The following is a 21833-nucleotide window of genomic DNA, read 5'->3' as shown; positions in this document are numbered from 1 at the left end:
TTCCGAAGCGGACAGTCAATACCCCCTTGCGGTGCGTAGGCCGAAGCGTAGACTAGAAATTCGCATAAACAAAAAGCGATGCTAATGCACCGCTTCTCCATGAATCACTTTCCTAACCGCTTGTGCTGGACATCTTCCACACGCTGACTGATTCGCGCAAGTACAAAGGCGACGATAACCGAGAATATCACAATGCCGTAAAATCCGGCTCCGATCCCTATGCCAATCCCACCAGCGAAAAAGATCATGGCTGCGGAGGTCAGTCCTTTTACTTTCAAGCCGTCCTTCAAGATGACGCCTGCTCCCAAAAAACCAAGACCTGTGACAATCTGTGCCGCCAAGCGCATCGGGTCCATCATCGTTCCGTTGCCAGCCGCGCTGTATAGCTTTGTGCTGTAAATAGAAACGAGTGTGATGAGCGTGCAGGCTACGGACACATACATGTACGTTTTCAGCCCGGCAGGCTTGTTTCTGTGCGAGCGATCCCATCCGATGAACAAACCGAGAATCGCGCTCACCACTACCCGCACATACATTTCCAAGTCATACTGCACATACACCCATTGTAGAGTCTCCATCCTCGTCACCTTCTTATAGCGATAGAGACATGATATGTGCAGATTCGAAAAATAGACCGTCTTCTTCTACATCTTACTTCCTTTCAATCTTCACTTCTGGCCCGACAAAGACTTCAAACAACCGCTCCCAAGGAAGCTTAATCACTATATCCGTTACTTCGACGATTTCGCCTTCAAACGTATTCTTGCCTCTCTTTCCGATAACCAGCAATTGATTGGCAAAATAGTTTTCGTACCATTCTTCCGCATGTGGCGTCAGTTCATCCCTCACAAAATCATTGACTTCGTCGTAGTCATCGCCGAGATTCCACTCATTTCCCTTTAACTCTTTTACGAGGTTACGTGCTTCTGCCATCACTTCATTTCGGTAATGATGGTCATTTACAAACGATGACAAGAGCAGATTGATATGAGTTTCTGCCGCATCCACCGTTAAGGGCACACCGAACTGATTTCCTTTTTCCAAAAAGGCTGATCGTTGCAACGCCTGTCCCAACGCGCTTCCCATGTTATTTCCCGCCGTTCCCCATGCCGTGTAGGCGAAAAGTTCCGGCAGCTTTACTCCTTCTTGTAGTCGCTCAATCAGCTCAGGGTCAGCTTTGTTTGTAATCGTAACGTCTGTAATTGCGACCTGCTTTCCTTCTTCCAGAAGATCATTGATTTCTTCGACGAACTCATCCAGATCATCGCGTCTCTCTGCGTTGCTCTGTCCTTTTTTCTTCGGTGAATGGATCATTAATACGATATCTGCATCGTCTTCATCCCGAACGGGCTTGCCGCCTGCTGCGATGATATGCTTCTCGACATTTACATCAAAGGTCGTGTCTTCAAACGGCGCCGTCCACTCACTGCCATCTATACCCGAATACTCGACTGCTACTTTTGGATGAATGCGCATTTCGTTCAAGGAGAATCGGCTCAACAAGACGGTTCCTACTTCGTCCGCTCCAGGGAAAATCGCTACACGATCTTCTACATCCAGCTCCTTTGCTTTTTTGACCAAGGTCTCCCGCTCTGCCCGGTGAAGACCATGGGGAGCAGCGTCATCCTGAGCCAGCACTAAATAATCAATGGTTCCATCTTCCACCCAGTCGATCAACAAGGAGTTAATCTTGTGGTTCCGCTCGCGGGCGTTTAAGTAATCTTCCAGCACAGACTCGGGAATCTCCCTTTCCAACTGATCGAGTCGATCCTTTTTTTCTGTCATGCCGAGGTTGTGCACTTCATCGTATAAAATGGCCCATTCCCTGATTTGCTCATAGTACTTCAATGTTTCGGGATCAGTCGCCGTCACCGCCAAGCGTTGAATCGTATCGAAGACGTAGATCGGCTTTTTGGAATTTTTGTCTCTCAGTCTTTTAATGGCTTCGATATTCGATAGGGCATCTTCATAGGACTGTTGATCGGTACGGGACGCAACTAGTCCGCCATATGCCAGCATGCTGACAGAGATGACTGAGCCGTCTACTTTGCTTGCTTGTTTAATCAGCCAATCGCCAATTTCTTCCCCATCGCCCGGAGTCATAAAGTGACCGAGCATGTCTTCATCCGGCATAATCGTCTCCACCCCGCCTGCCCGTGCTGACATTTGAGGAAAATACGTATTGACCGGACGATCATCAAGGGGAACAAGAGCGACTTTGGCAATTGGCTTTGGCGACGCTTTTTTCGCTGCAATTGTACTCGTCTGCGTAAATGGAACCATGCCTGTTACTAGTGCTGCCATAGCCACTGTTGAAATGACAACGCGCAACTTTTTCATAGATCCAATCTCCTTTCAAAATGAAAAGGTTTAATCGAGGACGGCATTCGCTAGACGCAATTGTTCCTGTAATTTCGCCACGTGAATCAAACGCGGAATGTTCTTGTCGTGAAATGCAATGGCCGCTGCTGTACCTGCTGCTTGCCCTGTAGCCATACAGCTCGGGGTAAGTCTGGTCGTAGCCAGCGCCTCATGTGTCGTGGAGATACAACGCCCCGCCGCAAGCAGGTTGTCAATGGATTGAGGGATCAGGCATCGATACGGAATGTCATAAGCGCCCTCTCCTTCAATATCTGCTGCCACTACTCCTTTGCCAGAAGGATCGTGAATGTCAACCGGATAGCCGCTTCGTGCGATGACATCCGGAAAACGTCTACCCGTTACCACGTCTTCGATCGTCAAGCTGTACTCTCCGACGATTCTGCGTGTCTCGCGGATTCCAATTTGCGTTCCGACTGCAGAGATGGATGCTTTTGCGAAGCCCGGAAGTTTGTTTTTCAAAAATTCAGACATAAATATTACCTGACGTCTTCCCTCTTCCTCCGCTTCCGTCAAGTCCTCGACATCTGTTCCATCCAATCCCTGCACACGCGTGCAATTGATCAGAACTTCATCACTCTCGGGCCCTGTGAAAAACAGAACTTGATCCCGATTAATCGGAACACCTGACATCTTCCAATGCGTATAAAAGCCTTGGACACCCGTCAGTGGAATGGACGGTAGCTGTGCAAAGGGCGTCTTGTGATAAAACTCCTCCGGATGATCAAGCATGTACTGCTTCACCTGCTCCAGATCGACGCCGCGCATGCGAAACTTCATGGTCATCGGCTGTGTCAGACCATCTGCATCTCGCCCTTTGCTCGTCGACGCCCCCGATAAATGAGCGATATCTGCATCGCCTGTCGCATCGACGAACACCTTGGCCTTGATCTCATACTTGCCCGATTTGCTAGTGAGTGTAACAGAAGTAATCTCTGTCCCCTCTACCTTCACCTGATCGACAAAGCTGTGGACAAACAGTTTGACGCCCGCTTCCTTGAGCATTTCCACCGCGACCAGCTTGTAAATTTCCGGATGATACGGCGTGACTGTGCTCACGAATCCCACCGTATCCTGCAAATGTCCAGGCGATCCCCCCTTTTCTTGCAAGCGGTCGACGATTTCCTGTGCAATTCCTTTGATGACTTGCTCGCCTTTCTCCGTATGAAACGTCATCCACGGATAAACGAGCGCAATCGTCGACATCCCTCCGAGAAAGCCGTAACGCTCGATCAGGATCGTCTTGGCTCCCAATCGTCCGCTGGCGAGAGCGGCACTGATTCCTGCCGGTCCCCCGCCTACCACGACTACATCTGCTTCCACTACTCGATCCATCTGCACTCACTCCTTGTTGAACTTCTTTTAATCCTTTCATCTTTTAATCTTTTAGGCCCGTCATCGATACACCCTCGATAAACTGCTTTTGGGCGAAAAAGAACACGATCAAAAGCGGCAAGGTCGCCATGACGGACGCACTCATCAGATGATGCCAAGCTGTCCCTACTTCGTCAGTAAACAAGGACAAAGCGAGCGGTAGCGTCATCAGCTCTCTGTCGTTGATGAAAATGAGCGGATCGTAAAACTCGTTCCAGCTCGTCAAAAACGTAAAAATCGTCAGCGTCGCGATGGCTGGCTTCGCCAGTGGCAGCATGATGCTCCAGTAAATCCGCCAACGCGAGCAGCCATCAATCATCGCCGCCTCCTCCAGTTCTTTCGGAATCCCAAGGAAAAACTGGCGCATGACGAACACACCAAAAATTCCGCCTGCTCCAAAAATGGGAAGCACAATCAGCGGCACATGCGTGTTGATAAGCCCAAGCATGCGCATGAACAAAAACATCGGAATCGACGTCACTTCATGCGGGATCATCATCGTCGACAATAGCACCAGAAAGACGATATTGCGTCCGCGAAACGGAATTCGGGCAAACGCATAGCCCGCAATCGAGGCAAATAATACCGTTCCAACCGTGACCAGAATCGCAATGTACAGGCTGTTCCAATAGAACAGATGAAACGGCGTATTCGCCAAAACCTCCGTGTAGTTCTCCAAGCGGATTGATGAAGGGATAAACTCTGGCGGAAAGACGAATATTTTGGCCGGCTCTTTTAACGATGTAGAAAGCATCCACAAAAAAGGCACCAGCATCAGTAGGGAGATCGCTCCTAACGCCACATAGTGACCGCCAATCCCCACTAACTTGCCCGCTTGTAATCCGTGGCGATTACTCTTCATGGAACACCCACCTTTTTCTAAACTGCCACTGCAAGAGCGTAAAGACTAAAATGATAAAGAAGAGCACAAAGGCAAGTGCAGACGCATAACCAAATTCAAAGTTTTTGAAGGCACGCTCCCATATGTAATAGACGAGCACCTTTGTACTGTTATCCGGCCCACCCTGGGTCATGACGTAAATCTGCCCAAACACCTTGAGCGAGCCGATAATCGTCAACAACGTGGTTAAAAAAACCGTCGGACTAATCATCGGGATCGTAATCTGAAACAATTGACGCGTCCGACTAGCTCCATCAATGCGCGCCGCCTCGTATAAATGAACAGGCACCTGCTGTAAGGCAGCGATAAACAGAACCATGTTCAGGCCCACATTTTTCAGGACACTCGTCACGATCACCACCGGCATCGCCAGCTTTGGATTGTAAAGCCATGAGGGGCCTGTAATCCCGAACATCTGCAAGATTTGATTGATGAACCCCGTGTCTGTCGCAAACAAATACTTCCACACAATCGCCCAGACAATCAGCGATGTCATGACCGGCACAAAAATGGCCGTGCGGAAAATCCCGATCCCCGGCAGCTTGCGCACGAGCAGTAAGGCCAACCCCAACGCCAATACGATGTTCAGGGGGACGAGACCAGCCGAGAACGCAAATGTATTGCCCACGACTGTCCAAAATTCGGTATCCTGAAAGATCGCTTGGTAATTTTCCAAACCAATAAATTCGGCTTCCCCTAGTAACGGCCAATCCGTAAAGCTCATGTACAGCGCGAGCAAAAGCGGGCCTAGCAACAGCACCACAAACCCGATGACCATCGGGCTTATAAACAGCCATCCTGTCAGATTCGCTTCCCGGCTGAAGGATCTTTTCCTTGTGCCACTTGTTCTCTTGTCAGGAGAGAGCGGGACATTCAAATTGCTCTCCATACGATCCCTCCTCAGTTGTCAATCGCATTCCGCAATGCATGGATGGAACGGCGCATTTCATCCTCGGTCCTCCCGATCGCCATCGCTCCAGCTAACAAGACACGAACTCCCGTTTCTCGCAGAGCTTCCATATCTTCCGCCACAATTTTTCGCTGTGTCGGAACGATGATGGGGATGCCCGCCTTCTCTACGATGTACCGATAGGTGAGCAGGTCGGCAAATGTAAGCCTCGTGCCATACTCACTCCCCGGAATAATCGACGCCTCCAATGCGGTCATGGGAAAATGCTTCACGGCTTCCAATCGGGACAAATCAAACTGATCATCGATGGCAAACGTACTCGCCACCCCTTCATTTTTCAAAAGGGACGCTGGCAAATGATGACCATAGATGGAAAGGAAATCGATTCCCAGCGAATCGAACTGTTTGATTTCCTCGGGATTGAGCTCCTCCATTGACCCGCCCGGAACAATGCCAATCGGCCCTGCGAACTGGCTGCGTATCGTTTGGAGAAAGTCCGTATATTCAGCCAGAGGACCAAACCGGTTGCCACTGGCACGATGGTACACATTGATGTGCATCTTCAAACCATCTGCGCCTTCCTCCATTGCAGCTCTGGCTAAGGTCTCGTCGTTTTGCGGGAGACTGACCATGAGCAGAAACGGCTTCTCTTCCAGTGCCTGTCGAAAACGATTCATCGTAACCTCCTTCTCAAGTCACAACGGCCTGTATCCCAGACCGTTGTGATGAGCTTACTTTTTCATGATCGGATTGACTTTCTCTTCCAGCGACTTCACGATATCCGCAGGCTGTGCCGTTTGACCGAATAATTGATCAAAACCAGCCAGTATTGTCGTATCGATTTTTTGCCAGTCCACATGGCCTGGTTGCAGGTGTGCCTTAGGCATTTCATCGATAACCGCCTGCTTGATGTGTGCAGGGTCTGGGTTGCCTGGAACATTCAAAAACGGATCGGAATTCAGCACAGACAAGCGCGGCGGTACAAAGTAAGTCGAGGTCTCTTGGACACCCTGCTCACTCGCGAGGAACTTGAGGAATAGCTTAGTCTCCTCCAAATGCTTTGTTCCTTTGAAAATCGAATACCCTGCCTGACCGAGCATCGGTGCCGAGCCTTTTGAACCCGCTGGCATAGGAGCAATGTCCCACTTGAAGTCCTTGATCGTTCGCGCCTTCGAAACGTAGCTGTACACATCAAAGAACATGCCAATTTTGCCTGATTCAAAGCTGACCTGCTCACCCGCCTTCGGATGCGACCCATCTGTAAACATCATCCGTTGGAGCATGCTGAGTGTCTCCACCCCGTATTGGTCATTCCATGTAAACTGATTCATTTCTTTGTTGAACGGGCCGCTGCCATTTGACCATGAATAGGAAGACAGGATGATCCACGTTTTCCAATCGCGGAAGAAGTTGGCCCCATAGATTTTGCTCGCCCCAGTTCCGCTCGAGATCGCCTGCGCCGACTTTTCAAATTCCTCCCACGTCCATTTTCCTTCTTTCGCTAGGTCGTTGGGCGATTTCAAGCCTGCCTTGTCAAACAAGTCCTTGTTGTAAAACATGACGGTAGGCGGGGTAGAAAACGGCAGTCCGTACAATTTGTCGTCTTTTTGGAACAGCTCAAGCGTCGACGGAATAAAGTCGTCCAGCTTAAAAGCAGCGTCGTTCTTTACATCCGAGACATCTTCCAATATCCCATTCTCCATAAACTGCGGCACCATTCGCTCAGACACCCAACCGATGTCAGGCAGCTCCTGACCAGCAGCCAGCACCGTCACCTTTTGCTGGTAATCGGGGAATGGCACAGATTCCAGCTTCACTTTGATGGTCGGGTTTTGTTGCGTAAATTTTTCAGAGAGCTTCGTATACAGGTCCAGGTGGGCTTGGTTGCCCCATGTCAAAAACGTAAGCTCTACTGCTTCTTTCTTGCCTGTTGCGGAGTCACCGGGAGTCGTCGCGGTGTTGCTGCACCCAAATGTAAACGCTGTCAAAGCAGTAGACAATGCCAATAGGATTGCCTTTTTCATGGCGTACCTCCTTATCTGTTTTCCCTGTCACCAGTATAAAATTGAGTGAATAGTAAGATAAATCACGCAGGATTTAGATTTGGTATGAGATTTAAAGATCTTTACTCCCTACGAGATCTCGATAGCTCCCGGGTGTCATCCCGACTTCCTTTTTAAATACCAGCATGAAATGTTTCGCGCTCTGATACCCTACTAAGCGGGCGATATCATACACCTTCAGGCTCGTCTCGTGTAACAGCTGCTTGGCGCGGTTCATCCTCACCTGCGTGATGTAGTCAGAGACATTTTCCCCCGTCTCGATCTTGAACAATTGACTCAAATAGATCGGATTCAAATGAACAGACTCCGCCAGCGTCTGGAGTCTCAGATCACCGTCCAAATGATCGTGAATAAATGCTTTTACCTTACGAATGATTTGTCTTTCTTCTCGATGGCTGCCGTCGACGCCGTTTTCTTCTTCCCTGACTTTCTTTTTGCGATCCAACACTTGCCTGATTTTTGCGAGCGTGCTCACCAGCTCTAATCGATCAATGGGCTTCAAGAGATAGTCGGAGACTTTGTACTTCAACGCTTTCTGTGCGTAGTGAAAATCACCATAGCCACTAATAATCACAATGGGCAGCTCCTCGTACATCTCCCGAATTTTCCCGATCAGCGCCAAGCCGTCGACTTCCCGCATGCGGATATCCGTCACAATCAAATCAGGCATTTCCGTACGCAAATAATACAGGGCATCCTTTCCATTTTCCGCTTCTGCCATGACGGCAAAACCGGACGTTCCTTTTTCAATTAACAATTTCAAGCCTTCCCGAATCATTCGTTCATCTTCCACCAGCAATACTTTGTACATGGCGTGATTCTCCCTTCTGAAAATCGAGCGGAATCTTCATCGTAATTTCCGTGCCTTGATCCGGTCTGCTCACAATCGTCAGCCCGTACTCATCCCCGAACAATAAGGTCAGCCGCTGGGAAATGTTTCGCAATGCTGTCCCATTGTGTCCGTTCCCTGTCACCTCATGCTGCTGCATGGGCGTACGCAGACTTGCGAGCAGACGACTTAATGATTGCTCAGACATTCCCTTGCCATTGTCCCTCACGCTGATTTGCATCACACCCTCCTGACAAAGCGCCGTGAGCCATATCGTCCCTCCCTGTTCCTGATGCTCAATCCCGTGTGCAATTGCATTTTCAAGCAATGGCTGTAGTAGTAGCTTCGGGATACGCTGATCCGACAGGCTCTCTTCCACGTCCATATACACCCGAAGGCGATCTCCCAAACGAATCTTTTGGATACGGACGTAGGATTGTAACGATACGAGTTCTTGCGTCAGTGTAACGTGACCATCCTCTCGAGCGACCGTAGAACGCATGAGTTTTCCGAGCGAAGAAACCATGTCGGACACATCGTAATTACCTGAGCGGATCGCCATCATATTGATCGATTCGAGTGTGTTGTAAATAAAATGCGGATTGATCTGGCTCTGCAAGGCCGCCAGCTCCGCCTCCCGCTCACGCAAGCTGCTGAGATAGACCTCATTGACAAGGCGGTTGATTTCCTCGACCATCTGATTAAATTGCTCACTCAGCTTCCCGATCTCGTCTTTGGAATCGACAGGAACTCGTTCATGGAAGTTCCCTCGCTTTACTTGTAGCATTTTTTCTTTCAATTGAACGAGCGGCTTACTGAGCGAATAGGAAAAATAAATCGCGAGTCCGCCAGCGACGAGTAAAAACATCGCCGCAATCAGCATCGTAAAACTACGCAAGCTATTGGATTCTGCGAGCAGGACGTCGAGCGGAATCAGACTAATCACTACAAGCCCTGTCTCTCTCGATTGATGATCCACAAAGAGATATTGCTGTCCCTGAATCATTATCTGATTCGCATCCCCGCGATTGATCCCGTCAGTTTCTTGCAGCAAAGTACGATAACCCGGTGAGCCTTCGCTATCTCTCTTTTCATAAAACAGCTCGTTTCCCTCATTGACGATGATCAAGCTCCCATCCTTGGTAAAAGGCATATCGGACAAGATTTGATCAAACATGGCCATTTTCATATCGATTTTAATGATTCCGAGCGGTACTTTCGTATAAGGCTCCCGCAATAACCGAGCCACTGACACATAGAGCTCACCAGAGGCATCCAAATAATAGCCGGGCCGATGCTGTGGAATAATGACGGCTGCCCCCTGTTCCTTGATTACGCGCGAATACCATCCCTCTTCTGCCAAATCTCCCTTGCTCTTCATGACGGAAGGGTCCAGATTGGAAAAAATCATGCCATTCCCCGCGATGATTTGAATGCCCTTTACTTCTGGTCGGCTATAGGAAAGACTGGATATATACAGCGTCATCTTCTCCCTTTTTTCCATGGAGAGAAAAGAAGTAGCTGACGTATTTGTCTGAATTTCTTTTAAAATGGACAGGACTTCTGGATCGTAGAGCGGCATGAGTGATAAACGCTTCATCTCCCGTATATTGCGCTCCAGGTTGCGATTGATCTGACCCACAATCTGCCCTGTGTATTCAGCCGTCCTCCATTCCGTTGAAGCCGAAAACTTTTTGTACGTGATGATTCCTTGCAAACTTAGCGGGATTGCGATCAAGCAGAGAAAAAGCGTGAGAATCTTTGCCCGCAGTGTTCCTTGCAAAAGCGTCGAGACTTTCCTTTTCATGATGGCTCCTTTCCACTTGTTCGAATAATCAGTATTTTATCCATCGAAAAATCCGCCAGGTAAAATCCTGACGGTCTATTCCTCAGTCTATTTCGATGCCCATGTAGAGACAATCGTAGAATGTATCCTCAATCATAAAATCTCTCGTCAACGTACCAAATTCCTTGAAGCCTATCCCAAATTCACCTACATGCTGCGTCCGCGATCGGATCCCCCTTCGAAAAGTCAGGTTCCCCACAATTCTCCCGTCCACCTCTGCCATTAAAAACAGTTGATTATGAGTTTCTAGACATCTTTTGATGTTTTCTTTTTGCTCATCAGGGGTGACTGTCCATTCTTGCTGTCCAAATGACAAATGATCCGACTCTCCCGATACGCGATGTACGAATGCAATAAAGGCTTCTGCGTCAGTGATTTTTCCTAAACGGATGATAACCTCTTGGCCAGACCTAAGCTTGGATACCTTCATGAGAACCTCCCCAGCTTTTTTCATACTATTAAAACAAAAAAACGGACGCCTGTTAACCGTCCGCTTGTAGCTTGTACGACTATTCCAATGTTTTAAAGTAAAGGACGGTATCATGCAAGCTACCATCAGCCGCTCGGGCAAACCCCGGGATGCGCCCTGCTTCTTGATAGCCCATCGACTGATACAACTGGTTCGACGGGTCGCCCGCTCGTGTATCCAAAACGAGGAGGCTGCGGTTTTCAGCAAGGGCCCTTGCCTCTGCCAGCAGCATCAGTCCACGCCCAATCCCTTGACGCTGCGCAGTAGGATGAACCATCAGCTTGGCGATTTCTGCTCGATGCAATCCATTTGCACGGCTCACCAGATGCAACTGGATGGTTCCGACGATGACATCTTCCTGTATAGCTACCCAAATTTTCATGTGTTCATGGGACACCGAATTCCAATAGGCACGTGCTTCTTCCAACTGCATAGGCGGTAAAAACCCAAGGGAAGCCCCATCCTCCACGACATCGATCAGCAATTGGGACAGCTGACGCAGTTCTTCCTCTGAAAACTCGGTTCCTTCCCGATAACAAAGCGCTGACTTCATAAGAGCCCCTCCGTATCTAACATCTCTTTATCAAGGTCGATATCCGTACATACTGAAAACAAACAGCAAGCATAGATAGATAATCGCTGCGGGTACAATGGTAAGGGCAATGAAAAACCGTTTCTTCACACTGTTGGCATTTCGAAACAACCAAAAGTATATGAACAGCAGGATGAGGAGAAATGGAACAAAATAAAAACCGAGTATGAATCCCACCCAATCCGAGTTGGTTTCCCAGAACTGCTCCGGCACGGGCACCCGATGATATTCACTATATATCTGTTCTTTACGTGAGACAAATAGGTACGATAGCACGAGGTAGTAACCGAATATAACGAATTTCAGCCAAGGCCTGATCTGCTTCGCGGCGAGTGTTATGGAAAAAATGATTCCTAGGATAAACCATAATGCCATGTATTCCATGTGGATCCCTCCTACGAAGGATTATAGGGATCGGATCTACTGGAGATAAGTACCAACTTTTTTTGGTACCTCATCCTCACGTGATTACAAGAGTCGACAAAATTTGGAATCCTTCCTATAATAGACTTGTCAAACAACACAGTATGCGAGTATCTTTGCAATAGAAAGCTCACTACCTGTAGGAGATGGTTACGATAACGTACGCTCTTTCGTTTTTCCTGTCGTTTTGTATCGTTATGGTGCTGATTCCGCCTCTGGCTAAATTGGCATTTCGCCTTGATTTTGTGGACAAGCCACGTAAAGACGTGGAAAGAAAGATTCACCGGGAGCCTATCCCATTGACAGCCAGCTACGCTATTTTTGTCGGCTTTGCTGCATCGTTTTTGCTCTTCTCGAAAGAATCGACTGGGCAAACGATTGCTGTTCTATCAGGCTCACTACTGCTGCTTATTATCGGTACCATTGATGACTGGTACAAGACGCAAGGCAAGGATTTTTCCGCCTTACCAAAGCTGATCGTCCAAGTATCGGCCGCCGTGATTGTCTACTTGTCGGGTATTACTTTTTCCGGCTTTTACAATCCATTGAGTGGCGAATACATATTGCTCCCGGAATGGTTGCAGTTCATCCTGACCATTCTGTGGATTTTCGGAGTAACGACGGTCATCAATTTTTCGGATGGCATGGATGGCTTGGCTGGAGGGCTTTCTGCGATTTCCGCAGGCACGCTCTTCGTGGTTGCCTTGGTAAAAGGACAAAGCACATCTGCGATCATGGCGATCAGTCTGATCGGTGTTGCCTTGGCTTATCTGCGGTACAACAAGCCGCCGGCCAAAATTTTCATGGGAGATGCAGGCGCGACCTTCCTCGGCTTTATCTTGGCGGTTATCGCGTTGGATGGTGCCTTTAAGCAGGCAACGGTTCTCTCCTTGTTCATTCCGATTTTAGCACTCGGTGTGCCGATTTTTGACAATCTGTTTGTAGTGACCAAACGCTTCCTACAAGGAAAGCCGATCTATCAAGCAGATGCCAGTCAAGTTCATTATCGCCTGCTGCGTTCTGGACTCAATCCAAAACAGGTCGTCACCTTCCTGTGCTTGATCAGTGTTTGCTTTAGTCTGACGTCCATTATCCTGCTCCTGCTCGGAGTATAGGTTATCGGTCACAATGAAAAATGCCGCTTGGGTCTAATCCCTGCGGCATTTTTTTATGAGTGGATTACGCAAAGTCTCTCTTCGCTGTCGTGGTCGTCTGAAACGTCTGAAAGCCTGTCCGTTCGTACAATGCAATCGCAGGTTCATTGTGGGTACCTGTGACGAGATGCGGCTTCAAACCCTTTTCCAGCGTCCGATTCACAAAAAAACGGACAAGCTCTTTGCCGTAGCCTTTGCCTTGATGCACGGGATCTACGAACACATCGTAGACCTCGCCATGCCCTGTGATGATCAAGGACCCGACGAATACTCCTTCATACTCGAACAAATAAATGTCCTCTTTCATCTCACCTAGCAGCCAGTTTTTCCATGCGTTCATCGTTTTCTCAGGATAATCCGCCAGACGGTATGGCTGAAGATCAATGCCTTTGCGCACCTCGTAGTAAGCGTCACTCTGCGATTGGATGTACATCTCCATATCGGATTCGATGAACTTTCGTACGTCGAGTGTCGGTTCCGGCCCGATCTCTCCTGTGTATTTCATCAGATGGTGGCCCCAGATAGAAGCAAAACCTCTCTTGGCAAAAAAATCAGCACCCTGCCCGTGTTCTACGCGGTAGGTAGCCATGACGGCCATTGGCTTCTCCTCGTGCTGTTGCAGTTCCAGCCACAGCTTATCGAACAGCCGAGAGCCGATTCTTCGCTTTCGATGATCTGGTCGTGTATAGACGTATATTTCTGCTGTTCCGACTTCGCCAGAGGAGTTCAAATCATATGTGCCGCAGCCCATGATTTGATCGTTTTCCTCCCAGATGTAAACCGTAGCCTTTTCCACGATATCGCCAATCTCTTCTGTCCTCCAAAGCATGCCTTCGCCAATCATCGTGACGATTGTCTCTTTGTCATTGGATTGTGCTTGTCGTATCATCTACGCACTCCTCCGTTCTCTCCCGTTAACTCTGCTGGACGGTTGCTGCTTCTGCGGCTTTTTCCAACTTCTTGCGATGTTGCAAGCAAGCCTCGCATCTTCTGCTTTTTCGCCCGAAAGCCGTGTAATATTTGCTTTTTTTGCAAGATCGGCACGTAATGTACAACGAGCTCGACAAATTGTAATTCTCTTCTGGCGTATTTTCTTTCAGGTGCACCGTCTTGTTGTATTTGATGAGCAAATGAGCTGTGTGGATGGCATCGACCAAGGCCGAGTGCAGTCTGCCCTCCTGGATGATTCCTGCCGTGTCGATCGCTTCTTTCAGGCTCATCTGTTTGCGATCAGCCAAAAGCATGCTAATCGGCGGCTGGATGTCGTTGTAATTGCGCATCCAGTTGAAGTCCAAACCAAATCGCGCACAATGCTCGATCATCAAACGCTTGTCGTCTTGCCCCCAAGTGCACAGGTAGTATTCAGAATCGTTGCCAATCCACTCCATAAATTCTGCGAATGCCCGGCGAAACGGGATAAAGGTTGGCATATTCTCTTTATCGAGACCGATGAACTTACGCGTCCTCTCTGTGATTCGGCGCTCAATGGCTGGAAAGGTGTAGCGCTGAAATGTGTCGACCTCCACGCCATTTTTTCCGGGCACGACTTTTGCCGCTCCGATCTCAATAATTTCCGGGATCTTGTCTCTCTGATACGTTAGTGTCGTTTCAAGGTCAAAAACAATGATCTGCAAGCCTAATCACATCCTGTATGTATTGTCTCTATTATGGCTTGGATCGGGCATAGAAAGCAAAACAAAGACAAAAGCGGCTGCCTGATTGGCAACCACTTTTTTAAAATTCTTTTGTTTCCCCTTTTCACTTGGCTTATTTTGTGGATTCCTTCGTCAACTGACGCAATCCGTAGCTCATCCTAACTATTTGCCCGTCTTCATCCCGGAAAAACTCAATCCAAGGGATGGAATCTCTTTTTTGGAAAACGAAGCTGTCTTTTTGTACGGGTATCAGCGGGTACGAGAGACCATCCACCTCCAAGAATAGCTTACCTTCGCTTTTGGCTATCGATGCGCTTACCCATTCCTGCGAAGAGTAGCGACCTTCGTACAGTGACAATTGCTCATCAGCGACCTCGTATGGATCATAGGCATAGACCGGAGCGCCAGCCGGCCTTGCAAAAAAACTGTTCAAAAAGCCGAGAACCAACTCTCGGACACTCACTCCATCGAGATTGACCAGAATCACGCCCGTAATCCCTTGATCCGGAACCGAGAAAATGTGCGAGCTGATTCCCTTCAGCGATCCGCCATGCTCTACCAGCAAGCCATCTGGAAAGGCAGGCGAGACCATCAGACCATAGCCGTATGAGCGGTGCCCGTCCACACGAGCCAAGGGAGTGAGCATCTGCCTGACGCTATCCGCAGACAGAATAGGTGTCGGTTTTCCCGCTGCTCCCTGACGAAAGACTTCCAAATAGGCGAGCAGATCGTTCACCGTGGATTTGAGGAACCCTGCCGCTCGCATTGCTGGGGCATCGTGCCAGATGGGTGCTGCAATGATTTGGTTTTCGTCATCGACTTTTTTGTTGGTATACAAAATCGTGACGTCATCCTTGTCAGCCAATTCATCCACGGAGAAAACGGTTCTGTCCATACCCAATGGCTGCAAAATATGCGTCGCAACGTAGTTTTCATACGTCTGGTTGCTGACCCGTTCAATGATCGCCCCCAAAAGCCCATACGCATCGTTGTTGTAGCTAAAGGCACCTCCTGGCTCTGAGAGCGGCTTCCCTTCGAACCCAGCAATGGCTTTCGTGACTTCTTCGTACGTATCCAAGTAAGGCACGGTCTTCAGTTCTTCCTCTGCTTTGGTTCCAATGACAGCAGGATCATTCTCCATGCTCCGCCTCATTGCGCCGTCTAAGTAAGGCATCGGCGCTATTCCAGGCGTATGTGTCATGAAGTGATGAATCGTCATTCGTGCTGTCAGCTCGTGGTCGCCCGCCCGAAACTCAGGCAAATATTTTACGACCGGATCGTGGACAGACAGCTTGCCTCCCTCCTGCAACTGCATGATCGCAACGCAGGTAAACGATTTGGTGATGGATGCGATGCCAAAAACGGTGTCGAGGGAAAGTGGCAGTTGCTGTTCTCTGTCACGAAAACCGAATGTCCCCTCGTACAAAAGCTCACCATCACGTGCAACAGCAATAGCTGCGCCCGGAGCCTTTGCCTCGTCCAGCAGCTGCTGTGCATACGTGTGGAACTGTTCTTTCCATGCCGTCATTTTCATCAACTCCCCATCGTTTGCTCATAAATCGCTTTTGCAACACGAGCGATAGTAAACTCTGCCGCTTCTTTGTCAGTCACACCGCGTGATAGTGCCGTGATCGCAATCATCCCTTTTCCTTCGGGCAAATAAATGATGCCTGCATCATTGACGACTGCATTGACGGTTCCTGTCTTATGCGCGACCTTTGTTCCTTCTGGCAGCAAGTACGGCAGACGGCTGTTGTAATGCTGACGTCGCATGATGTCTAGCATCTGCTCGCAGGAGGACTCCGTGAGAATTTCTTTTCGCGCAATCATAATAAGCAGGCGGTTTAGCTCGGCTGGTGTCGCTACGTTATTATCAAGGGTAGGCATGGATACATCGTGGATCAATTCGTAATTGCCTGACTCTTCCCGGCGCATGAACTCATCGAACCCTGCCTGCGAAGGTGTAGGTTCGTTCATACCCACGCAGTGGTTGAGGAGCTCCCAGCAATTATGCGTCAAATGAATCTGCGAAAGACCCAGCTCATGCATGTGCTCATTCACCTTGTCGATGCCGCCGATCAACTCGATGATTTGGTCCGTCGCATAGTTATCACTGACAATCGTCATCAGTGTCGCTAAGTCTTTTACCGTTAAGGCCGCTCCGGCATCCAGCTCTTGCAAAATGCCTGACCCCGGTACGCGATCCTCCCATTTCAGTGTCACACGCTGGTCGAGGCGGATTCGTCCTGCTTCCACCTCGCGCATCAAGGTGACCATAATCGGAATTTTGAATGCACTCGCCAGTTGAAACAACTCTTCATCCAGATGCCCTGCTGACTCTCCTGTTTCCAGATGAACAGCTGCGATTCCAAAAATACCGGACGCTTCCTTCAGCACGTTTTCTACTGCTTGCTGCCATGTCATGAAAATTCCTCCCCCATCGCTCGCGAAACGGCCCACACATGGATTTTTATGTCGGCCACTTCTTTTCAGCGCTATTGTTCTTTGTATCCCCACTTGAAGTCGATGTAGCCCAACGGATCTACTGTAATGCCTTTTACCTTTTCATTTTGTACCCATGAATTGACGCTGGAGTACACACCCGTGATAGGCATTTCTTCCATCAAGATGCTCTCCGCTTCGACCAGATACTGATTGCGCTTGGCCTCATCTGGTTCGGCGTACGCCTTTTTCACCAGCTCTACGTATTTCTCGCTAAACCAGAAGGTCGAGTTATTGGAGCTGTACTTCTCCATCATCAGCTCCAGGAAGTTGACGGAGTCGTTGTAATCTCCCGTCCAGCCTGTTCGGGAAATCATGTACTTCCCTTGCTCCTGATCGTCAAACATGACCTTCAACTCTTTATTGATCAGCTTTACGTCCACACCGAGGGCTTGTTTCCATTGAGCCTGCAATGCTTCAGCAATCTTCTTGTTGAGGTCGGAGGTATTGTAAAGATAAGTGATTTCAGGCAGCTTGGCGATGCCCATCTCCTTCATTCCTTCTGCCAATAACTGTTTCGCCGTCTCCACGTCGTTATCCTTGAAATACCCATCCGGCTTCAAGGAGGCGGAAAGTGGGACAAAGCCCATCAAGGGAGTCTGTCCGGCCTGGCCGATGTTTTCTGCGATGTCACTACGGTTGATCGCATAGGCAAACGCTTTGCGGATTTTGCTATTCGTAAATGGCGGCTTCTCTGTTTGGAACAAGAGATAGTAGTTGGTGGCACGTTTCATGGTTTGCAGCTTGCCTTCGTCGCGCAACGGTCCAATGGCATCCGCAGGCAGACCGCTAATCGGGCCGCCAGCCCAATCCAGCTCGCCGCTATTGAACAGCTCCAGCTCGGTATTCGTATCCTCTATCATGGAAAACTCGACTTCGTTGAACTTCACGACGTCTTTGTCCCAATAGTGCTCGTTTTTGGCCAGCTCAATCTTGTTTTTATGCTCCCAATTCACCAGCTTGAACGGCCCATTGGTCACGATGGACTCGGGCTTTTTCGCCCAATCGGGATTGGCTTCTACCACCTTTTGATTGACCGGATAGTAGAAGGTCGCAAGTGTCAGGAAGTAAGGAGTAGGGTTTTCCAGGGTGACTTGCAGTTTCTTGTCATCGACGACCTTGATGCCGACATCCTCCGCTTTCGCCTTTCCTTCGTAAAAGGCGCGGGCATTTTTGATCGGATAATACTTGTAGGCGGAGCCGCTGGCTGTCTTCGGGTTGAGCACGCGCATCCAGCCGAAGGCGAAGTCTTGAGCCGTAACCGGGTCGCCATTGCTCCACTTGCTGTCGCGCAAAGTAAAGGTGTACACCTTTTTGTCCTCAGATACTTGAATGTCGGATGCAACGGAATGGACTGGCTTGCCATCCTTGTCCAATCGAACGAGCCCGTCGTACAGCGAACGGATGAAGGCGCCGGAAATGACATCGTTGGACATGCCTGAATCAAGTGTTTCAGGCTCGGCTGCATTCATGTGCAAGATCTGCTCTGCCGCAGGATGCGCAGTTGCCTGCTGTGCTGGTGCTGGTTGCTGCTGGTTGTCTGGTGCGGTTTGAGTCGGCGTATTGCCACTGCTACAGCCTGCAAATAGCCCCGTAAGCAAAACGAAGAGACTTGTTAGGACAACTGGTCTGTTCATGCTGTACCCCCTTGTTTGAGTCGGATAACCGATTATTAAATAAATATTCTGCAAATTTTATGCCATTCGTGTTTTCGGTTGTTCTTTTGTTGGTTTTATTCAGTGCTGAATACTTTTACCCGAGTCGGTCCGACAAGTTTCTACCAGTAGTCTCTGTCACGCAAAAAAGAAGTATTCATCCTTGAATACTTCTATTCATTCGCGCATATGGGGCTGTCCTCTCTAGCTTATCGCTGGTTCATACATGGCTACCGCATCACATGACCTTCGACAAAAAACGATCGGGACGTGCTTTTGCTTCGCCAGCTTCTTTATATTTTTACTCAAACTGTGACTCACGAAGTTAATAAAGACAAGAACAAGCTCCGTATCAGAAGGAATCGTCGCCTTCACATCGGATTTTTTGCGACCTGATACGTGATAGACATTCTGAAACCCTTTGTTCTGTAACAAGCTCTCGATTTCTGCTACCCGATCTCCTCCTACTACAAGAACGCCTGCCATAGTCCTTCCTCCTCTCTTTTTTCCACGCTTATTCTTCTATTTTCCGGTACGCGCTTGCGAAATCTTTGCCTCAGGCTTTTCCGCCGGGAGTCTGTATTTTTCCGTTCGCTCAATCTGAACGACCTGTGAATCGTGAACCACAATATGTATGGAGCCGTATTCCAAACCATCCAGTGCGCGCGCGATTTTCTCTAATAAGGGATCGTCTAGGGAAATCTCATCTTTTGCCATGGGGACCACCCTCCTGTTTCGATAAATTAATACATATTATTCCTACCTATTTACTTAGTTTTATGATCTGATAATACCTCTTGCTGCCCATAACTGTCAATGTCAAACAGTTTAGGCAGCAAGAGGCTTTTCTCACCTCATTTTCCTTCGATTGCCGAAAGCTCCCTGCGAAACTAGACAGCTTGGTTGTCTTTGTCCTCGCGGGAGCTTTCGGTTGACCGATCAGCTAATCATTTAAAAACCGATACATTTACTATGATATGAAAATATTACCATACGATTCTGCTATCGGTCAATGCTCCGTGCAGTTCTTCGTTCCCCCAATGATTCCCTTTACACCAAATGACAGGCGACAAATCTGTCGGTGCTAACCTCCCGAAAAGCAGGCACTTCCTGTCGGCAAATGTCTTTCACGTACGGGCAGCGCGTATGGAATTTGCACCCTGCTGGAGGATTTGCCGGACTTGGCATGTCTCCCTGCAGGACGATACGCTCGCGCTTTTTCTTTGGGATCGGGAGCGGCACAGAGGAGAGCAATGCTTTCGTGTACGGATGGAGCGGCTCCAAAAACAATTCATCCCGAGGTGCCAGCTCCATCAATGACCCCAAATACATGACGCCGATCCTCGTGCACAGATGCTCCACGACACTCAAATCATGTGAAATAAATAAGTACGTCAGCTTCCTCTGCTCCTGCAACTCTGCAAACAAATTGATGATTTGGGCTTGGATCGACACATCCAGAGCAGATACTGGCTCATCCGCGACGATAAAATCAGGGTTCATCATAATGGCCCGTGCGATGCCAATCCGTTGACGCTGACCGCCCGAGAACTCATGCGGATACCGATCGACATGATACGGCGCCAATCCACATAAAGCCATGACCTCTAAGACTCTTTCTCTGACCTGCGTTTGTGGGAGCAGCCCGTGATCAAGCAGCGCTTCCCCCAGTGCTTCTCCGATTCGAACGCGTGGATTCAGCGAGCTGTACGGGTCTTGAAAAATATATTGCATCCGTGGGCGCAATGCTCGGAGCTCTTGGCGATTCAACGCGTGCACATCGATACCCTGGAAGCGGACTTCTCCCTCTGTCTTTTCCAAAAGGCGCAGGATGGTGCGACCTGTCGTGCTTTTCCCGCTGCCGGATTCACCGACCAGCCCAAACGTCTCCCCTTTTTGGATGGAAAAGCTGACGTCATCCACCGCTTTTACATGGCCGATCGTCCTGCCGAAAAGCCCTCCGGTAATCGGGTAATATTTTTTCAATCGGCGCACTTCCAGTAAATTACTGTCCACGGACGCTCTCCTCCTCATACAGCCAGCACGCGACCTTTCTGCCGTCTCCCCCATCACGCAAAGGCGGCTGCTTCACTCGGCAAATGTCCAAGCACTGATCGCATCGGTCATGAAAATAGCACGATTCACCGAGTGTCGTCGGATTCGGTACTTGACCAGGGATGGAATACAGCTTGGCTCTGCGCTGATTCAGTACAGGCTTGGAACGAAGCAAGCCTTGTGTATACGGGTGCTTCGGCTCCTCGAACAGCTCGACGACAGGAGACACCTCTACCACTTTCCCTGCGTACATCACGACCACATGATCGGCCATCTCCGCAACGACCCCCAGATCATGCGTGATAAAAAGAATCGCAGTTTGGGCTTCGTCCTTGATTTTGCGCAGCAGATCGAGAATTTGCGCCTGAATCGTCACATCCAAAGCAGTCGTCGGCTCATCAGCGATCAGCAGTCGAGGATTGCAGGATATTGCGATGGCAATCATAATGCGTTGCAGCATGCCCCCGCTCAATTCATAGGGGTACGATTTGGCGATTTCTTTTGCCCGCGGGATTCCGACTAGCTCGATCAGCTCGATGGCTCGTGCTTGGGCTGCTTTTTTACTTAGTCCTTGATGTTCCATGATCGGCTCCATGATCTGCTCACCGATGGTCAGTACGGGATTGAGTGACGACATCGGCTCCTGAAAAATCATGGCCAGCTCGTTACCGCGGAGCTTTCGCATCTCTTCTTTGCTGACTTTTCGCAGATCACGGCCTGCAAACCATATCTCACCCGAAACGATACTGCCTACCGCCTCTGGGATTAGTCTCATCAATGACATGGCTGCCGCGCTTTTGCCGCAGCCCGACTCGCCTACGATGCATACGGTCTCTCCTTCATGGACGCGCAGCTCGAGGGCATCGACTGCTTTGACCACGCCTTGTTCGGACTTGAAGTAGGTGCTTAAATTTTGGATTTCGACTAAAGCATTCATGCTTGGCTCACCTGCCTTTTCGTGTATAGAAGGAGCTGTAGAGGGGGAGAAGTATTCTCTTGAAAGTAAGTTCAAGAAGATAAAAACAA

General features: G+C 49.2%; 22 protein-coding genes. 1 reads left to right on the top strand and 21 read right to left on the bottom strand.

Going from position 1 to position 21833, the window contains the following annotated elements; translation table 11 throughout:
• Positions 1 to 104: 104 nt before the first annotated feature.
• From C7R92_RS19335 to C7R92_RS19280, 12 genes are all read right to left on the bottom strand, one after another.
• Positions 105 to 578 carry an MgtC/SapB family protein gene (locus tag C7R92_RS19335; RefSeq protein WP_106835345.1) on the bottom strand — a complete coding sequence of 158 codons (474 nt, stop codon included), beginning with the start codon at positions 576 to 578 and terminating at the stop codon, positions 105 to 107.
• A 73-nt stretch (positions 579 to 651) separates the two neighbouring features.
• Positions 652 to 2340: a DUF4127 family protein gene (locus C7R92_RS19330; protein WP_106835344.1), complete on the bottom strand. Its 1689-nt coding sequence runs from the start codon at positions 2338 to 2340 to the stop codon at positions 652 to 654.
• A 30-nt stretch (positions 2341 to 2370) separates the two neighbouring features.
• Positions 2371 to 3714: an FAD-dependent oxidoreductase gene (locus C7R92_RS19325; RefSeq protein ID WP_106835343.1), complete on the bottom strand. Its 1344-nt coding sequence runs from the start codon at positions 3712 to 3714 to the stop codon at positions 2371 to 2373.
• 43 nt (positions 3715 to 3757) lie between these two features.
• Positions 3758 to 4615 carry a carbohydrate ABC transporter permease gene (locus C7R92_RS19320; protein ID WP_106835342.1) on the bottom strand — a complete coding sequence of 286 codons (858 nt, stop codon included), beginning with the start codon at positions 4613 to 4615 and terminating at the stop codon, positions 3758 to 3760.
• Positions 4605 to 5543: a carbohydrate ABC transporter permease gene (locus C7R92_RS19315; protein ID WP_017251190.1), complete on the bottom strand. Its 939-nt coding sequence runs from the start codon at positions 5541 to 5543 to the stop codon at positions 4605 to 4607. Before C7R92_RS19315 ends, C7R92_RS19320 begins: the two co-directional genes overlap by 11 nt.
• An 11-nt stretch (positions 5544 to 5554) precedes the next feature.
• Positions 5555 to 6241, bottom strand: a complete 687-nt coding sequence (locus C7R92_RS19310; protein WP_017251191.1) for a hypothetical protein — start codon at positions 6239 to 6241, stop codon at positions 5555 to 5557.
• A gap of 54 nt (positions 6242 to 6295) precedes the next feature.
• Complete coding sequence (locus C7R92_RS19305) at positions 6296 to 7588, bottom strand: ABC transporter substrate-binding protein (RefSeq protein ID WP_069848397.1); 1293 nt, start codon at positions 7586 to 7588, stop codon at positions 6296 to 6298.
• Positions 7589 to 7679: 91 nt separating this feature from the next.
• Positions 7680 to 8438 carry a response regulator transcription factor gene (locus C7R92_RS19300; protein ID WP_106835341.1) on the bottom strand — a complete coding sequence of 253 codons (759 nt, stop codon included), beginning with the start codon at positions 8436 to 8438 and terminating at the stop codon, positions 7680 to 7682.
• The gene (locus C7R92_RS19295; protein WP_106835340.1) at positions 8410 to 10263 is read right to left on the bottom strand and encodes a sensor histidine kinase; all 1854 of its coding nucleotides are present in this window, start codon (positions 10261 to 10263) and stop codon (positions 8410 to 8412) included. The genes C7R92_RS19300 and C7R92_RS19295 overlap by 29 nt, the downstream gene beginning before the upstream one ends.
• 82 nt (positions 10264 to 10345) lie before the next feature.
• The gene (locus tag C7R92_RS19290; protein ID WP_106835339.1) at positions 10346 to 10732 is read right to left on the bottom strand and encodes a GNAT family N-acetyltransferase; all 387 of its coding nucleotides are present in this window, start codon (positions 10730 to 10732) and stop codon (positions 10346 to 10348) included.
• 79 nt (positions 10733 to 10811) lie between these two features.
• Positions 10812 to 11324 carry a GNAT family N-acetyltransferase gene (locus C7R92_RS19285; protein ID WP_069848406.1) on the bottom strand — a complete coding sequence of 171 codons (513 nt, stop codon included), beginning with the start codon at positions 11322 to 11324 and terminating at the stop codon, positions 10812 to 10814.
• A gap of 30 nt (positions 11325 to 11354) precedes the next feature.
• Positions 11355 to 11747: a hypothetical protein gene (locus C7R92_RS19280; protein WP_017251197.1), complete on the bottom strand. Its 393-nt coding sequence runs from the start codon at positions 11745 to 11747 to the stop codon at positions 11355 to 11357.
• Positions 11748 to 11932: 185 nt separating this feature from the next.
• On the opposite strand from C7R92_RS19280, the gene C7R92_RS19275 reads away from it, so the two are divergent.
• Complete coding sequence (locus C7R92_RS19275) at positions 11933 to 12901, top strand: MraY family glycosyltransferase (protein WP_106653894.1); 969 nt, start codon at positions 11933 to 11935, stop codon at positions 12899 to 12901.
• A gap of 64 nt (positions 12902 to 12965) precedes the next feature.
• Here C7R92_RS19275 and C7R92_RS19270 read toward each other — a convergent pair whose 3' ends face one another.
• The 9 genes from C7R92_RS19270 to C7R92_RS19230 all read right to left on the bottom strand — a co-directional run bounded on the left by C7R92_RS19270 (position 12966) and on the right by C7R92_RS19230 (position 21744).
• A complete protein-coding gene (locus tag C7R92_RS19270; protein WP_106835338.1) occupies positions 12966 to 13829 on the bottom strand; it encodes a GNAT family N-acetyltransferase in 864 nt (287 codons plus the stop codon).
• Positions 13830 to 13854: 25 nt separating this feature from the next.
• Positions 13855 to 14574 (bottom strand): 3'-5' exonuclease, encoded by a 720-nt coding sequence (locus tag C7R92_RS19265; RefSeq protein WP_017251200.1) that lies wholly within the window; start codon positions 14572 to 14574, stop codon positions 13855 to 13857.
• A 133-nt stretch (positions 14575 to 14707) separates the two neighbouring features.
• Complete coding sequence (locus C7R92_RS19260; RefSeq protein ID WP_106835337.1) at positions 14708 to 16123, bottom strand: serine hydrolase; 1416 nt, start codon at positions 16121 to 16123, stop codon at positions 14708 to 14710.
• Positions 16124 to 16128: 5 nt separating this feature from the next.
• Complete coding sequence (locus C7R92_RS19255) at positions 16129 to 17019, bottom strand: serine hydrolase (protein WP_106835336.1); 891 nt, start codon at positions 17017 to 17019, stop codon at positions 16129 to 16131.
• Between the two features lie 71 nt (positions 17020 to 17090).
• A complete protein-coding gene (locus C7R92_RS19250; protein WP_106835335.1) occupies positions 17091 to 18734 on the bottom strand; it encodes a peptide ABC transporter substrate-binding protein in 1644 nt (547 codons plus the stop codon).
• Between the two features lie 222 nt (positions 18735 to 18956).
• On the bottom strand, positions 18957 to 19238 hold the full coding sequence (locus tag C7R92_RS19245) for a DUF2325 domain-containing protein (protein WP_007729617.1): 282 nt from the start codon (positions 19236 to 19238) through the stop codon (positions 18957 to 18959).
• A gap of 36 nt (positions 19239 to 19274) precedes the next feature.
• Positions 19275 to 19469 (bottom strand): YezD family protein, encoded by a 195-nt coding sequence (locus C7R92_RS19240; RefSeq protein ID WP_069848422.1) that lies wholly within the window; start codon positions 19467 to 19469, stop codon positions 19275 to 19277.
• A gap of 333 nt (positions 19470 to 19802) precedes the next feature.
• Complete coding sequence (locus C7R92_RS19235) at positions 19803 to 20768, bottom strand: ABC transporter ATP-binding protein (protein WP_279629823.1); 966 nt, start codon at positions 20766 to 20768, stop codon at positions 19803 to 19805.
• On the bottom strand, positions 20758 to 21744 hold the full coding sequence (locus C7R92_RS19230; protein ID WP_106835333.1) for an ABC transporter ATP-binding protein: 987 nt from the start codon (positions 21742 to 21744) through the stop codon (positions 20758 to 20760). The genes C7R92_RS19235 and C7R92_RS19230 overlap by 11 nt, the downstream gene beginning before the upstream one ends.
• Positions 21745 to 21833: the final 89 nt, after the last annotated feature.

It is taken from the genome of Brevibacillus porteri (assembly GCF_003013475.1).
In the GTDB taxonomy this organism is placed as follows: Bacteria; Bacillota; Bacilli; order Brevibacillales; family Brevibacillaceae; genus Brevibacillus; species Brevibacillus porteri.
Note: the sequence above shows the minus strand (reverse complement) of the source record. Positions and strands in the feature narration are given on the sequence as shown.

Excerpts from the sequence above, each read along its gene's own strand:
- C7R92_RS19295 (WP_106835340.1), bottom strand. The coding sequence starts at position 10,263 with ATGAAAAGGAAAGTCTCGACGCTTTTGCAAGGAACACTGCGGGCAAAG.
- C7R92_RS19330 (WP_106835344.1), bottom strand. The coding sequence starts at position 2,340 with ATGAAAAAGTTGCGCGTTGTCATTTCAACAGTGGCTATGGCAGCACTA.
- C7R92_RS19315 (WP_017251190.1), bottom strand. The coding sequence starts at position 5,543 with ATGGAGAGCAATTTGAATGTCCCGCTCTCTCCTGACAAGAGAACAAGT.
- C7R92_RS19305 (WP_069848397.1), bottom strand. The coding sequence starts at position 7,588 with ATGAAAAAGGCAATCCTATTGGCATTGTCTACTGCTTTGACAGCGTTT.
- C7R92_RS19320 (WP_106835342.1), bottom strand. The coding sequence starts at position 4,615 with ATGAAGAGTAATCGCCACGGATTACAAGCGGGCAAGTTAGTGGGGATT.
- C7R92_RS19275 (WP_106653894.1), top strand. The coding sequence starts at position 11,933 with ATGGTTACGATAACGTACGCTCTTTCGTTTTTCCTGTCGTTTTGTATC.
- C7R92_RS19250 (WP_106835335.1), bottom strand. The coding sequence starts at position 18,734 with ATGAACAGACCAGTTGTCCTAACAAGTCTCTTCGTTTTGCTTACGGGG.
- C7R92_RS19325 (WP_106835343.1), bottom strand. The coding sequence starts at position 3,714 with ATGGATCGAGTAGTGGAAGCAGATGTAGTCGTGGTAGGCGGGGGACCG.
- C7R92_RS19300 (WP_106835341.1), bottom strand. The coding sequence starts at position 8,438 with ATGTACAAAGTATTGCTGGTGGAAGATGAACGAATGATTCGGGAAGGC.
- C7R92_RS19245 (WP_007729617.1), bottom strand. The coding sequence starts at position 19,238 with ATGGCAGGCGTTCTTGTAGTAGGAGGAGATCGGGTAGCAGAAATCGAG.
- C7R92_RS19240 (WP_069848422.1), bottom strand. The coding sequence starts at position 19,469 with ATGGCAAAAGATGAGATTTCCCTAGACGATCCCTTATTAGAGAAAATC.
- C7R92_RS19310 (WP_017251191.1), bottom strand. The coding sequence starts at position 6,241 with ATGAATCGTTTTCGACAGGCACTGGAAGAGAAGCCGTTTCTGCTCATG.
- C7R92_RS19290 (WP_106835339.1), bottom strand. The coding sequence starts at position 10,732 with ATGAAGGTATCCAAGCTTAGGTCTGGCCAAGAGGTTATCATCCGTTTA.
- C7R92_RS19335 (WP_106835345.1), bottom strand. The coding sequence starts at position 578 with ATGGAGACTCTACAATGGGTGTATGTGCAGTATGACTTGGAAATGTAT.
- C7R92_RS19230 (WP_106835333.1), bottom strand. The coding sequence starts at position 21,744 with ATGAATGCTTTAGTCGAAATCCAAAATTTAAGCACCTACTTCAAGTCC.
- C7R92_RS19280 (WP_017251197.1), bottom strand. The coding sequence starts at position 11,747 with ATGGAATACATGGCATTATGGTTTATCCTAGGAATCATTTTTTCCATA.
- C7R92_RS19285 (WP_069848406.1), bottom strand. The coding sequence starts at position 11,324 with ATGAAGTCAGCGCTTTGTTATCGGGAAGGAACCGAGTTTTCAGAGGAA.
- C7R92_RS19260 (WP_106835337.1), bottom strand. The coding sequence starts at position 16,123 with ATGACGGCATGGAAAGAACAGTTCCACACGTATGCACAGCAGCTGCTG.
- C7R92_RS19270 (WP_106835338.1), bottom strand. The coding sequence starts at position 13,829 with ATGATACGACAAGCACAATCCAATGACAAAGAGACAATCGTCACGATG.
- C7R92_RS19255 (WP_106835336.1), bottom strand. The coding sequence starts at position 17,019 with ATGACATGGCAGCAAGCAGTAGAAAACGTGCTGAAGGAAGCGTCCGGT.